This is a genomic window from Streptomyces sp. NPDC097617, from assembly GCF_044761485.1.
Classification (GTDB): Bacteria; Actinomycetota; Actinomycetes; order Streptomycetales; family Streptomycetaceae; genus Streptomyces.
In genome coordinates this window covers 71759-84705 of record NZ_JBIWCL010000001.1, presented here as the reverse complement: position 1 = coordinate 84705, position 12947 = coordinate 71759, and the positions used below count along the sequence as shown (strand labels likewise).

Below are 12947 nucleotides of genomic sequence, written 5' to 3'. Positions count from 1 at the left end.
AGCGTAACCGCTCGCATAATGTAGAACAAGTTTCAGACTTGATCCGTCGAAGACCATTGAATCTACCGGCCGGAAACCACACCGTAAGAGGCGGAGCAGGTGATTCGCGCCACGGCTCCGACGCCTGCGATGCTGGCCGCCGACCAGCCCGGATTCAGCCCGCGCAACGACACGGAACGGGACACATGACAGCGGAAGTGAAGGCCGTCACCACACCGGCGTCGCCTCCCCTGACGGAGCGCCAGGAAGCGCGCCGCCGCCGGATCCTGCACGCCAGCGCCCAGCTGGCCAGCCGGGGCGGTTTCGACGCGGTCCAGATGCGCGAGGTCGCGGAGGCGGCGGGCGTGGCGCTGGGCACGCTCTACCGCTACTTCCCGTCCAAGGTGCACCTGCTGGTCGCCACCATGCAGGACCAGCTCCAGCACATGCACACCACGCTGCGCAAACGCCCGCCGGCCGGGGACGATCCGGCGGCCCGGGTCGCGGAGACCCTGATGCGGGCCTTCCGCGCCCTCCAGCGGGAGCCGCAGCTGGCCGACGCGATGGTGCGCGCACTGACGTTCGCGGACCGCAGCGTGAGCCCCGAGGTTGACACGGTGTCCCGGCTGACCACGGCGATCATCCTGGACGCGATGGGCTTGGAGCAGGCGCCGACGGCGGAACAGCTCTCGGCGGTCCGCGTCATCGAGCACACCTGGCACTCGGCACTGATCACATGGCTTTCCGGCCGCGCCTCGATCGCCCAGGTCAAGATCGACATCGAAACGGTGTGCCGCCTGATCGACCTGACGTCCCCGGAAAAGGCCTGAACCAGCCGCTGGGGCGGCCCGGTGCGGGGCCTACCGGGTGCTGGGGCGGTGGGGTAGCGCACCTCGGGTACGGAGACACCCTCGACGGGGCCGGCGCACACCGCGCCGCCGGGGCGGATCGCTATGCCCTTCTCGATCACGCGTCCGCAGTCCGTCCGGGGCCGGCGACCGGCCGCAGCGGCGCGCCTTCACCCTGGGCCGAGCGCCGAGTATCGGCCACCGGCCGCCCTGGACGCGATGAATGACTGGACTGACAGAATCTACGCCCTTGTCACGACAATCATCTTGAAACGGGCGAAAATAAATGGTGAAATATCCACACGATGGCCGCCGAATCGGTCTGGAAGAGCTTGAGCCACCAAATTCAATATTCCTTTGCCGTTCAATGTGAGCCCGCGAAGGATCTCCCTCGTTCCCACACGGGGAATCAGGGGAGGGAATTTCATGAACATTGCCGGCAGATCCGCCAGCTTCGCCATCGTGGGCGCAGCCATTGCGGCCTTAGGCCTCGCGACACCGGCCACCGCGGACGCCTCTGCGACCGCCAGCGTCTCCGGAGCCACCGTCACCGTCCACCACCGCGGCGACGGCACCCAGCCTCCCGCAGAGCTGGGCAACCCCTCCGAATGGGGAGTCGTGACGTTCAAGACGGACGCCTCGACGAGTTCTTTCAGCGCGCAGGCGCAGGCATGTATCAGCCCGCCCACCGGCGGAACCTGGTGTTACGGCTGGTACCCGCGGGAGGTCAGCCCCGGGGTAATACACAAGTACTGCTACTCGAACTACTACCAGGGGACGAGGGGGCACTCGTCCACGGTGAAGCTCGCGGGCGATACGCGTCGCGTCTGGGCGGCAGCCGGTGGCACCACCAACGCCAACCTCACCGCGGGCCTCGCCTACACCTGCTCCACCTACTACAGCGTGGACTAGGTTCCGGCCGCCGCACCAACCAGTAACTCCTCGGACGGTGCGGTAGGTTGAGGAGTCACTCCGGGGTCGCTCGGACACCCGCGCGGCCCCGGAGTGGCGGCACCTCCTCCACGCCGGGTCCACCCATCGAACGGGGGAAGAACCATCACAGGCTCAACACGTGCTCGCGTCGTGCCGGTCGTCGTGTCTCTCGCATCGGGGCTCCTGCTCGGCCTCGTGGGCCCCGTTGCCGGGAAATGGGACAATCCATTCTGCGTCGCCGCGGGTATTGTCTTTTCCAGCGGCTGGCCGTGGGCCTGTTACGCCTTCATGGTGGGCCACTTCCGGCGATCCAAGATCGAATCGGCCTTGCTGGCGTCTTTGGGGCTGGCCATCGGTGTCGTCACGTACTACCTCTTCAAGGACATGAATCCCACCATTCCTGCCGGCATGCAGGAAGCCACCTCGATTCCGGCCGGAATGGAGCCTGACACCTCCGGCCAGGGGAAGATCCTTCTGTGGGGAGCAGCGGCCTTCGTGTTCGGCGCGCCCGTGGGGCTCATGGGGAACGTGGCCCGAAATCCCGGAATCGGCGGCCTCTTGTTCCGTCTGGTCGTTCCCCTCACCGCCTTCTTCGAGGCGACTCAGCGCTTGAGCGTGGAGGCGGACTCGGAGGGGGCGGTTTTCGCCCTGACCTGGAATGTCACTCGCATGGCGGCATGCGTCGCCGCCGTGGCTCTCATCGGACACACCGTGTGGAGCTGGCGTGCTCGGCGTGACCGGGCCGAGGCACCGGCGGACGCTGCGGCGCCGGTGCGGCGTCTCTGACCCCTGGTCCGCCGGAAGAGCCCGCGGCGCACCGCGATCTCGGTGGACAGGGGTCGGCGACCACCGCCGGCCCGACGGCACCGGGTGGGTGAGCCTCGCCGACCCCAAAGGCAACGAGTTCTGCGTCGAGCGGAGCGCCGCCGAGCGGCTGTGACCCCGGGTGCCCGACGCGATGGGCCTGGAGCAGGCGCCGACGGCGGAACAGCTCTCGGCGGTCCGCGTCATCGAGCACACCTGGCACTCGGCACTGATCACATGGCTTTCCGGCCGCGCCTCGATCGCCCAGGTCAAGATCGACATCGAAACGGTGTGCCGCCTGATCGACCTGACGTCCCCGGAAAAGGCCTGAACCAGCCGCTGGGGCGGCCCGGTGCGGGGCCTACCGGGTGCTGGGGCGGTGGGGTAGCGCACCTCGGGTACGGAGACACCCTCGACGGGGCCGGCGCACACCGCGCCGCCGGGGCGGAAGCCGGCCCGCTCGCAGAAGGCGCGTGCGCGGGTGTTGCCCTCCAGGACCCACAGGCGCAGCGCCAGGTAGGGGGCCCGCAGCAGGACCTCGTCCACGAGGGCCCGCCCGATTCCGGTGCCGATGAGGTCCGGACGGACGTAGATGGCGTACAGCTCGCCCTCGCCCACGGGGAGGTCGTCGCCGCGGGCCGGCCCGAAGCAGGCCCAGCCGACGACGGCGCCGTCCGCGCTCTCGGCGACGAGGTTGGTCATTTCGCCGGACGCGTCGAAGTAACCGCGTCGCCGGGCGGCGTCGTCGCAGATGCTGAGCCCGTCGAGATAGGACTGGGGCATCAGGCCGGCATAGGCGTGCTGCCAGCCGCGGACACGCAGGGTGGAGACGGCCTCGATGTCCGCCTCGGTCATGGCACGGACGGGTATCTGCGGGGCGGTGGGGGCGGTCATGGGCACGGGGGTTCCCACGCGCCCTCGCGCCCGCTGCGGAGCATGGCCGTCTTCGGCTGAGGAGCTCACGGCGGCCCCGGTATCGCTCGCGCCGTACCGGGGCGCTGCCGCGCACGTCACTCCTCCGGCGGGAACACCGGTTCACCCGTCGCCGCCAGGGTGATCAGGATGGCCTCCACCGGGCAGCCCTCCGCCGCCGTGAGGGTCGGCTCGTTCGCGTCCGACTGCGGCGCGCGCGGGTGGGACTGGCGTGCCGAGTCCAGGACGAAGCCGTCCGGGGCGTGGTTGACGCACATGCCCGAGCCGATGCAGACCCCGCGGTCCACCTCGACCAGCCAGCGGTCACCCATCAGGCACCCGCCTCATAGCCCGCCGGGAGGTGGATCATCTTGTGCTCCAGGTACTCGCTCAGCCCCTCCGGGCCGAACTCCCGCCCCACGCCGCTGTTCTTGTAGCCGCCGAACGGGCCGAGCATGTCCAGGCTGAAGGTGTTCACGTTGAAGGTGCCGGTGCGGATCTGCCGGGCGAAGTCGATGCCGTGCTCGACGTCGCCGGTCCAGACGCTGCCGCTGAGGCCGAATTCCGAGTCGTTGGCGACCCGTACCGCCTCGGCCTCGTCCCCGTAGGGGATCAGGCAGACGACCGGGCCGAAGATCTCCTCGCGCGCGATCCGCATGGAGTTGTCGACGTCCCCGAAGAGGGTGGGCTCCACGTACCAGCCCTGTTCCAGGCCCGCCGGGCGGCCGCCGCCCGACAGGACCTTCGCGCCCTCCTCCTGACCGATGCGGATGTAGTCCAGCGAGCGCTGCTGCTGCCTCTTGGCCACCAGCGGGCCGAGCTGCGTCGCCGGGTCGAGCGGGTCGCCGACGATCAGCGCGCCGGCCGCCGCCGCGAGGGCCTCGGCCACCTCCTCGTAGCGGCTGCGGGGGGCGAGGATGCGGGTCTGGGCCACGCAGGCCTGGCCGTTGTTCATCCAGGCCGCGGGGACGATCCCGGCGACCGCGGTCGCCACGTCGGCGTCCGGGAGGACCACGGCGGCCGACTTGCCGCCGAGTTCGAGGGTGACGCGGGTGAGGTTGCGCGCGGCGACCTCCATCACGCGCCGGCCGGCCGCGACCGAGCCGGTGAAGGCGATCTTGTCGACGCCGGGGTGGCCGACCAGGTACTCGCTGACCTCGCGGTCGGCGGGCAGGATCGACAGCACGCCCTCGGGAAGTCCGGCCTCGCGCGCGATGTCGGCGAGGATGTAGGAGTCCAGCGGCGCCTCGGGCGACGGCTTGAGGATCACCGTCGAACCCGTCAGCAGCGCCGGCGCCAGCTTGGCCGCCGCCACGAACTGCGGGACGTTCCACGGGATGACGGCGGCGACCACGCCCACCGGCTCCCGGCGCACCAGGATCGGGCCGAGGACGCCTTGGCGGTGCTCCTCGTACGGGTAGGCGCGGGCGACCGTGATCGCGGCGTCGTAGACCATCATCGGGCCGAGCGCCTGGGCCAGGACGCTCCAGGAGTACGGGGAGCCGTTCTGGGAGCTGATGGACCGGGCGATCTCCTCGTGCCGGACGGCGATGGCGTCCTTGATCCGGGAGACGACGGCGATCCGCTCGTCCAGGGTCATCCGCGGCCAGGGCCCCTCGTCGAACGCCTTGCGCGCGACGGCGACGGCGCGGTCGACGTCCGCCTTCGAGGCGTGCGGGACGGATCCGATGACCTGCTCGGTGTGGGGGGAGACGATCCGGATCGTGTCGGTGCCCAGCGGATCCGTCCACTCCCCGCCGATGAACAGCTTTCCGTGTTCCACGAGCTCGGTCATGGCTGATGCCTCCTGCGGCTTGGCGTTCCAGAACTGATACCAGTTCTAGTTAGAGGAGTCCACGGCCAGGACGGAACGGTGGCGACAGCGGCACAACCGCGGCGGAGAAGATCGAACGGCTAGTCAGGGAGCCCGGAAAGTGGTCGACTTGGGCTACTACTGGAACACGTTCTCATCCGAGGGCGGCAACAGGGGAGGACGAGGGCGCATGACGGAGGACGGCACGTCACAGGCCACCGAGGACGCACCGCAGGACACATCGCAGGACACATCGCAGGTCACCGAGGACACACCGCAGGTCACCGACCACGGCGGAGGGGTATGGGCCCTCAAGGTCCCCATCCCCGACAACCCCCTCGGCCACACCCTCGTCCACGTCCTCGACACCGACCGCGGCCCGGTCCTCATCGACACCGGCTGGGACGACCCCGCCTCCTGGGACACCCTCGTCGCCGGCCTCGCCGCACTCGGCATCGCGATCGCCGACGTCCACGGCGTCGTCATCACCCACCACCACCCCGACCACCACGGCCTCTCCGGCCAGGTCCGCGAGGCGTCCGGCGCCTGGATCGCCATGCACGCCGCCGACACCGAGGTCGTCGTCCGCACCCGCGCCTCCGAGCCCGGCGTCTGGTTCGACTACATGAGCGACAAGCTCGCCGCCGCCGGAGCCCCCGAGGAGCACATCGCCCCGCTGCGCGCCGCCCGCGCGAGCGGCCGTACGCGGACCCTGCCCGGCCTGCGCGCCGCCGTCCCCGACCGGGAGATCGTCCCCGCCGAGCTGCTCCCCCTCGCCGGGCGCCGGCTGCGCGCGATCTGGACCCCCGGCCACACCCCCGGCCATGTCTGCCTGCACCTGGAGGAGCAGCACCCGGCGAACCTCCCCGGCAACGGCCGCCTCTTCTCCGGGGACCACCTGCTGCCCGGGATCTCCCCGCACATCGGCCTCTACGAGGCCCCGGAGGACACCCGCGTCACCGACCCCCTCGGCGACTACCTCGACTCCCTCGAACGCATCGGCCGGCTCGGCCCCGCCGAGGTGCTCCCCGCCCACCAGCACGCCTTCACCGACGCCCCCGCCCGCGTACGGGAACTCCTCGACCACCACGACGAGCGGCTCGCCCACCTCCGGGCCCTGCTGGCCGAGCCGCTGACCCCGTGGGCGCTGGCCGAGCGGATGGAGTGGAATCGGCCCTGGGAGCAGATCCCGTACGGCTCCCGCAACATCGCCGTCTCGGAGGCGGAGGCCCATCTGCGGCGGCTGGTGAAGCAGGGCCGTGCCGAGGCGGTGCCGGGTACGGACCCGGTGACGTACCGGGCCGTGTAAGGGGCACCCGGCCCATGCGCCCCGGAGGCCGCCGGTTACGGGCCGGTAGAGTGAACCCGTCGTCCACACCTCTGTACGGGGGGAAGCCGGTGCAATTCCGGCGCTGACCCGCAACCGTGACCCACACCCGGCACCGCCCGGGCGGGGAGCCGGAATGCCCCGTACCGCAGGTGCGCGGCTCGTGCCGCCGGAGCCCCGGCGGCCGGCACCGTCGAGGTAAACGGAGCCGGAGCCCGGTGCCTGTGCGTGCCTGCTGCCGGTTCCCCCGTACGAGAGGCACCCGCACCCCATGATCGTCCGTCGCAGCGCAGCCGCGCTCGCCGCCTCCGCCGTGCTCTGCGTGGGCGCCGCCCCCGCAGCCCTCGCCGACACCGCGCCGCCCGCCTCCCCCTCCGCGCCGCCGGCCGTCCCCGCCGGTCTCTACGGCAAGAACGACCCCACCTACGACGGCGTGTGGCGGCAGTCCTTCGCGCTGCTCGCCCAGCACACGGTCGGCGTCAAGCCCTCCCTGAAGTCCATGGTCTGGCTGGTCGGCCAGCAGTGCCAGAACGGCGGCTTCACCTCCTTCCGTGCGAACCCCGCCGTGGAGTGCGACGCGAAGACGATGTACGACACGAACGCCACGGCGGCGGCCGTGCAGGCCCTGCAGGCCCTCGGCGGCCACGACGGGGACGTCAGGAAGGGCGTCGACTGGCTGAAGTCCGTCCAGAACGAGGACGGCGGCTGGAGCTACGTGCCCGGCTCCCCCAGCGACGCCAACTCCACCGCCGTGGTGATCAGCGCGCTCGCCGTGGCGGGCGAGAAGCCGGCCGAGGTCAAGTCCAAGGCGGGCAAGTCGGCGTACGAGGGCCTGCTCCCCTTCCAGCTGGGCTGCGCCACCGAGCCCGCCACCGACCGCGGCGCCTTCGCCTACCAGCCCGTCGACGGCAAGCTCCTCGCCAACCCCGACGCCACGGCTGCCGCGGCCCTGGCCGGCCTCGGCAAGGGCGCGGCCGTCGTCCCCACCGCCGAGAACACCCCCGCGGCCCCGCTGACCTGCCCGGCCGCGAACGCCGCCGACCCGGTGGCCGCCGCCCAGGGCGCGGCCGGCTACCTCGCCGAGGCCCTCAAGAAGGACGGCCACCTGACGGCCGTCACCCCGGGCGCGGACCAGCCCACCCCGGACACCGGCAACACCGCCGACGCCGTGATCGCCCTGGCCGCCGCCGGGCACAAGGAGTCGGCGGCGAGCGCGCTGGAGTGGCTGAAGGCCAACTCCGCCGAGTGGGCGAAGGGCAGCCCGGCGGCCCTGGGCACGCTGGTCCTGGCCGCGCACGCGACCGGCACCGACCCGAAGTCCTTCGGCGGCACCGACCTGGTCGCCGCGCTGAACGCGACCGGCCCGGCCCCGGCGGGCGCGGACACCGAGGCGATCGATGTGGGCGGCGAGAAGAAGGAGCCCTCCGGCGGCCAGAGCGTCTGGTGGATCGTCGGTGCGGGCGCCGCAGCCGGTATCGGCATCGGCGTCCTGCTGAGCGGCCGCCGGAAGAAGAACCAGTCCTGATGCGCCGCCGCCTGCCCGCCGTGGCCCTCGCCCTCGGGATCGCCCTGGCCCTGCTGGCCGCCACTCCGGCGCTGGCGGCCGGCTACCGCTACTGGTCGTTCTGGGACGGGGCGGGCCGCCAGTGGTCGTACGCCACCCAGGGCCCGTCGCTGGCCCGCCCGGCGGACGGCGCCGTCCAGGGCTTCCGTTTCTCGGTGAGCAAGGACGCGGAGGGGGAGGTGGCCCAGCCGCGCAGGGCGGCCGACTTCGAGGCCGTCTGCGGGGCGACCGCCCCGGCGGAGGGCCGCAAGCGGGTGGCGCTCGTCATCGACTTCGGCGTCCCCGAGGACGCCGCGGCGGGCGACACCCCGCCGGAGAAGGCCCCGCGCACGGCCTGCGCGCAGGTGGCCCCGGACGCCACGACGGCCGAGGCCCTGGCCTCGGTCGCCAAGCCGCTGCGCTACAACAGCGCGGCGCTGCTGTGCGCGATCTCCGGCTACCCGAAGCAGGGATGCGGCGACCAGGTCGCGGACGGCCCGACGCGGTCCCCGGCCCCGGCCGCCGAAGCCGAAGCCGAAGCCGGCGCCGATGCGGATGCGGATGCCGACGACGGGGGCCCGTCCGCGGGCCTGCTCGCGGGCATCGCCGCGGTGGCCGCCCTGGCCGCGGCCGCCGTCTGGCAGTCCCGCCGCCGCCGCGCCCGATGACACCCCCCGACGCCGACGGCAAGCCGGCCACCGGGGCGAGCCGCACCGCGGCCCCCGGCACCGGTATCCGCCGGGCACGGCCGCAGGCCCACCGCACGGACACCGGAGCCGCACCCGGCGACGTGACCCCGGCCCGCCGGAGTCCGGCCGCGGCGCGGGAGGGCCCGCGCCGGTCGACGTACGAACGGTGGAAGCCCCCGCAGTCCGGTCGCGCCACCGCCCTGCACGCGGGGGCCTGGTGGCTGTGGGCCCTCGGCCTCGCCACCGCCGCCTCCCGCACCACCAACCCCCTCCTCCTCGGGCTGATCATCGGCGTCGCCGGGTACGTGGTCGCGGCCCGCCGCACCGACGCGCCCTGGGCCCGTTCCTACGGCGCCTTCCTCAAGCTCGGCTTCTTCGTCATCGGCCTGCGCCTGCTCTTCTCCATGCTCCTCGGCTCCCCGATCCCCGGCTCGCACCTCCTGTTCACCCTCCCGGAGATCCCGCTCCCCGCCTGGGCCCAGGGCATCCGCTTCGGCGGCCGGGTCACGGGCGAGCAGCTCGTCTTCGCGTTCTACGACGGTCTGAAGCTGGCCACCCTGCTGGTGTGCGTCGGCGCCGCGAACGCCCTCGCCAATCCGGCGCGACTGCTGAAGTCCCTCCCGGCCGCCCTGTACGAGGCCGGGGTCGCCGTCGTCGTCGCCATGACCTTCGCGCCGAACATGGTCGCCGACGTCGTGCGCCTGCGGACCGCCCGCCGACTGCGCGGCCGCCCCACCGGCGGGGTGAAGGCCGTCCTCCAGATCGGCCTGCCGGTCCTGGAGGGCGCGCTGGAACGCTCCGTCGCCATCGCCGCCTCGATGGACGCCCGCGGCTACGGCCGCACGGCCGAGGTCCCGCCCGCCGTCCGGCACACCACCAACGCCCTCACCCTCGGCGGCCTCCTCGGCATGTGCGCGGGCACGTACGGCCTGCTCGCCGCGCAGGGCGCCGCGTACGGGCTCCCCGTGCTCGGCATCGGCGCCGCCCTGGCCGTCGCCGGCCTGCGTCTGGGCGGCCGCCGGTCGGTGCGCACCCGCTACCGGCCCGACCGGTGGGGTCCGCGCGCCTGGCTGGTCACCGGTTCGGGCGCGGCCGTCGCCGCCCTGCTGATCCACGCCGGCTCCGTCGACCCGGCCGCCCTGCACCCGGGTGTGGTCCCGCTGGCGGCCCCCGTGCTCCCGCTGTGGCCGGCGGCCGCGATCCTGATCGGCCTGCTGCCCGCCTTCGTGGCACCCGTACCGCCCAAGGAGGCGTCGCAGTGATCCGCTTCGAACAGGTGTCGGTCACCTACGAGGGCGCGGCCGGCCCCTCCCTCCGGGATGTCGACCTGGAGATCCCCGAGGGGGAACTGACGCTGCTGGTCGGCCCGTCGGGCGTCGGCAAGTCCACCCTGCTGGGGACGGTCTCCGGGCTGGTCCCGCACTTCACGGGCGGCACCCTGCGCGGCCGGGTCACGGTCGCCGGACGGGACACGCGCACCCACAAACCGCGCGAGCTCGCGGACGTGGTGGGCACGGTCGGCCAGGACCCCCTCGCGCACTTCGTGACGGACACGGTGGAGGACGAGCTCGCCTACGGCATGGAGTCCCTGGGTCTGCCGCCTGCGGTGATGCGCCGCCGGGTGGAGGAGACCCTGGACCTGCTGGGCCTGAACGAGCTGCGCGACCGGCCGATCGCGACGCTGTCCGGCGGCCAGCAGCAGCGGGTCGCGATCGGCTCGGTCCTCACCCCGCACCCGAAGGTGCTGGTGCTGGACGAGCCGACGTCGGCGCTCGACCCGGCGGCGGCGGAGGAGGTCCTCTCGGTCCTCCAGCGGCTGGTCCACGACCTGGGCACGACCGTGCTGATGGCGGAGCACCGCCTGGAGCGGGTGGTCCAGTACGCCGACCGGGTCCTGCTCCTGCCCTCGCCGGGCGCGGCTCCGGTCATCGGCGGCCCGGCGGAGATCATGGCCGTCTCCCCGGTCCATCCGCCGGTGGTCTCCCTGGGCCGCCTCGCGGGCTGGTCCCCGCTCCCCCTCTCGATCCGCGACGCCCGCCGCCGGTCCGCTCCGCTGCTGGCCCGCTTGTCGCCTGCGGTGGGGCTGAAAGATCCAGCGGCGGCGATTTCATCCCCGTCGGCGCTCGAGGCGAATCAAGCCCCGCCGGCGCTCGAGGCACGGGGGTCCGAGGGCGGAGCCCCCATTGCCGAAGCCCCCGGGCTGCTCGCGCGCCTGCTCCGCCGCGGCAGGCCCGGCCCCACCACCGCGACAGCTCCCGGCCAGGGACCGGCCGAGGTCCACGACCTCTGCGTCCGCCGCGGCCGCGTACAGGCCCTGCACGGAGTCACCCTCGCCGTGTCCCCCGGCGAAACCATCGCCCTCATGGGCCGCAACGGCGCCGGCAAGTCCACCCTCCTGTCCGCCCTCGTCGGTACGGTCACCCCGACCACCGGCGAGGTGACGGTCGGCGGCCGCACCCCCCACCGCACGGCCCCGCCCGAGATGGTGCGCCGCGTCGGCCTCGTCCCTCAGGAACCCCGCGACCTCCTCTACGCCGACACGGTCGCCGCCGAGTGCGCCGCCGCCGACTCCGACGCCGCCGCGGCCCCCGGCACCTGCCGCGCTCTCGTCTCCGCGCTGCTTCCGGACGTCCCCGACGACATCCACCCGCGCGATCTCTCCGAGGGCCAGCGCCTGGCCCTCGCCCTGGCGCTGGTCCTCACCGGCCGCCCCGCCCTGCTGCTCCTCGACGAACCCACGCGCGGCCTGGACTACGCCGCCAAGGTCCGCCTGATCGAGATCCTGCGCGGCCTGGCCGCCGAGGGGCACGCCATCGTCCTGGCCACCCACGACGTGGAGCTGGCCGCCGAGCTGGCCCACCGCGTGGTGATCCTGGCCGGCGGCGAGGTGGTCGCGGACGGTCCGACCGCCGAGGTCGTCGTCTCCTCCCCCGCCTTCGCGCCGCAGGTGGCGAAGGTCCTGGCCCCGGGCCACTGGCTCACCGTGACCCAGGTCGCCGAGGCCCTCGCAGCGGCGGAGGCGGCCCGATGAACCGCCCCGCCCGCCCGGACCGGCACGATCGCCCGGACCGGCACGATCGCCCGGACCGGCACGATCGCCCGGCCCACCCCGTGCGCCCCGCCCGCCCCGTCCGTATCGGCCCCCGCGCCGCCGCCGCCCTGGTCCTCGTCACTCTCATCGGCATCGCGGCCTTCGGCTGGCCGCTGCTCGCCGACCGGCAGTCGGGCCTCGCCCACTCCCAGGACGCCCCCTGGCTCTTCGCCGCGCTGCTCCCGCTCCTGGTGGCGGTCGTCGTGGCGACCATCGCCGACAACGGCATGGACGCCAAGGCGGTGGCGATGCTCGGTGTGCTGGCCGCGGTCGGCGCGGCGCTGAGACCGCTGGGCGCGGGCACGGCCGGGCTGGAGCCGATGTTCTTCCTGCTGGTGCTCAGCGGGCGCGTGCTCGGCCCCGGCTTCGGCTTCGTGCTGGGCTCGGTGACGATGTTCGCCTCCGCCCTGCTGACGGGCGGGGTCGGGCCGTGGATGCCGTTCCAGATGCTGGCGATGGGCTGGTTCGCGCTGGGCGCGGGGCTGCTGCCGGGCCCGGAGCGGATCCGGGGGCGTGCGGAGCTGCTGATGCTGGCGGCGTACGGCTTCGCGGGCGCGTTCGCGTACGGCACGATCATGAATCTGCAGGGCTGGGTGATCCTGCAGGGCATGGGGCAGGGCATCTCCTTCCATCCGGGGGATCCGGTGGCCGCGAACCTGGCGCGGTTCGTCGCGTACTGCCTGGCGACCTCGGTGGGCTGGGACCTGGGCCGGGCCGTGCTGACGGTCGTACTGACCCTCACGCTGGGCGCGACCCTGCTGAAGGCGCTGCGCCGGGCCACCCGTAAAGCTGCGTTCGACGCCCCCGTCTCCTTCGATCCGGGGGCCGAATCCGAGCGCGAACCGGTCTCCCAAAGGCGCACAAACAGCAGCGGAGGGTGACATTCGGGCCCTGCCCCGGTGACCCGTCCCATAGGAGCCACGTCACTTACGAGCCCGGCTAGTAGGCCCCGGAGGCCCCGAAACCGCCCCCGCCGGCGGTCGGCCGCCCGCCCGCTGCGAGGGCCGC

12 protein-coding genes, 3 pseudogenes and 1 riboswitch are annotated in these 12947 nt (G+C 73.2%); of the genes and pseudogenes, 11 read left to right on the top strand and 4 right to left on the bottom strand.

The features are described 5' to 3' along the window. Positions 1-185: 185 nt before the first annotated feature. Positions 186-809, top strand: coding sequence for a TetR family transcriptional regulator (locus ACIQZO_RS00460; RefSeq protein ID WP_327735255.1), 624 nt, complete (start codon positions 186-188; stop codon positions 807-809). A gap of 260 nt (positions 810-1069) precedes the next feature. Here the strand turns inward: ACIQZO_RS00460 and ACIQZO_RS00455 are convergent, their stop codons facing one another. Further along, positions 1070-1288: a hypothetical protein gene (locus ACIQZO_RS00455; protein WP_403617862.1), complete on the bottom strand. Its 219-nt coding sequence runs from the start codon at positions 1286-1288 to the stop codon at positions 1070-1072. Position 1289: 1 nt separating this feature from the next. Between ACIQZO_RS00455 and ACIQZO_RS00450 the strand changes: the two genes are divergently transcribed. From ACIQZO_RS00450 to ACIQZO_RS00435, 4 genes and pseudogenes are all read left to right on the top strand, one after another. After that, a complete protein-coding gene (locus ACIQZO_RS00450) occupies positions 1290-1739 on the top strand; it encodes a lactococcin 972 family bacteriocin (protein WP_403617860.1) in 450 nt (149 codons plus the stop codon). A 171-nt stretch (positions 1740-1910) separates the two neighbouring features. Next, entirely contained in the window at positions 1911-2546 is a 636-nt protein-coding gene (locus ACIQZO_RS00445) for a hypothetical protein (RefSeq protein WP_403617858.1), read from the top strand. Positions 2547-2598: 52 nt separating this feature from the next. Beyond that, positions 2599-2700 (top strand): annotated as a pseudogene (locus tag ACIQZO_RS00440) (VOC family protein); the annotation flags it as partial. Positions 2701-2712: 12 nt separating this feature from the next. Beyond that, positions 2713-2895 (top strand): annotated as a pseudogene (locus ACIQZO_RS00435) (TetR family transcriptional regulator); the annotation flags it as partial. 125 nt (positions 2896-3020) lie between these two features. Here the strand turns inward: ACIQZO_RS00435 and ACIQZO_RS00430 are convergent. The 3 genes and pseudogenes from ACIQZO_RS00430 to ACIQZO_RS00420 form a co-directional block, all read right to left on the bottom strand. Continuing rightward, positions 3021-3266, bottom strand: a pseudogene (locus ACIQZO_RS00430) (GNAT family N-acetyltransferase); the annotation flags it as partial. A gap of 308 nt (positions 3267-3574) precedes the next feature. Further along, positions 3575-3808, bottom strand: coding sequence for a ferredoxin (locus tag ACIQZO_RS00425; protein WP_403617856.1), 234 nt, complete (start codon positions 3806-3808; stop codon positions 3575-3577). Continuing rightward, positions 3808-5271, bottom strand: a complete 1464-nt coding sequence (locus ACIQZO_RS00420) for an aldehyde dehydrogenase (protein WP_403617854.1) — start codon at positions 5269-5271, stop codon at positions 3808-3810. Before ACIQZO_RS00420 ends, ACIQZO_RS00425 begins: the two co-directional genes overlap by 1 nt. Positions 5272-5479: 208 nt before the next feature. On the opposite strand from ACIQZO_RS00420, the gene ACIQZO_RS00415 reads away from it, so the two are divergent. The 6 genes from ACIQZO_RS00415 to ACIQZO_RS00390 all read left to right on the top strand — a co-directional run bounded on the left by ACIQZO_RS00415 (position 5480) and on the right by ACIQZO_RS00390 (position 12820). After that, entirely contained in the window at positions 5480-6598 is a 1119-nt protein-coding gene (locus ACIQZO_RS00415) for an MBL fold metallo-hydrolase (protein WP_403617852.1), read from the top strand. A 79-nt stretch (positions 6599-6677) separates the two neighbouring features. Further along, positions 6678-6758, top strand: a riboswitch (cobalamin riboswitch). Positions 6759-6887: 129 nt separating this feature from the next. Then, positions 6888-8141 (top strand): prenyltransferase/squalene oxidase repeat-containing protein, encoded by a 1254-nt coding sequence (locus ACIQZO_RS00410; RefSeq protein WP_403617850.1) that lies wholly within the window; start codon positions 6888-6890, stop codon positions 8139-8141. Then, positions 8141-8827, top strand: coding sequence for an SCO2322 family protein (locus tag ACIQZO_RS00405; protein WP_403617848.1), 687 nt, complete (start codon positions 8141-8143; stop codon positions 8825-8827). Before ACIQZO_RS00410 ends, ACIQZO_RS00405 begins: the two co-directional genes overlap by 1 nt. Then, a complete protein-coding gene (locus ACIQZO_RS00400) occupies positions 8824-10110 on the top strand; it encodes an energy-coupling factor transporter transmembrane protein EcfT (protein WP_403617846.1) in 1287 nt (428 codons plus the stop codon). Before ACIQZO_RS00405 ends, ACIQZO_RS00400 begins: the two co-directional genes overlap by 4 nt. Continuing rightward, entirely contained in the window at positions 10107-11879 is a 1773-nt protein-coding gene (locus ACIQZO_RS00395; RefSeq protein ID WP_403617844.1) for an ABC transporter ATP-binding protein, read from the top strand. Before ACIQZO_RS00400 ends, ACIQZO_RS00395 begins: the two co-directional genes overlap by 4 nt. Next, complete coding sequence (locus tag ACIQZO_RS00390; RefSeq protein WP_403617842.1) at positions 11876-12820, top strand: ECF transporter S component; 945 nt, start codon at positions 11876-11878, stop codon at positions 12818-12820. Before ACIQZO_RS00395 ends, ACIQZO_RS00390 begins: the two co-directional genes overlap by 4 nt. The last annotated feature ends 127 nt before the right edge of the window (positions 12821-12947 follow it).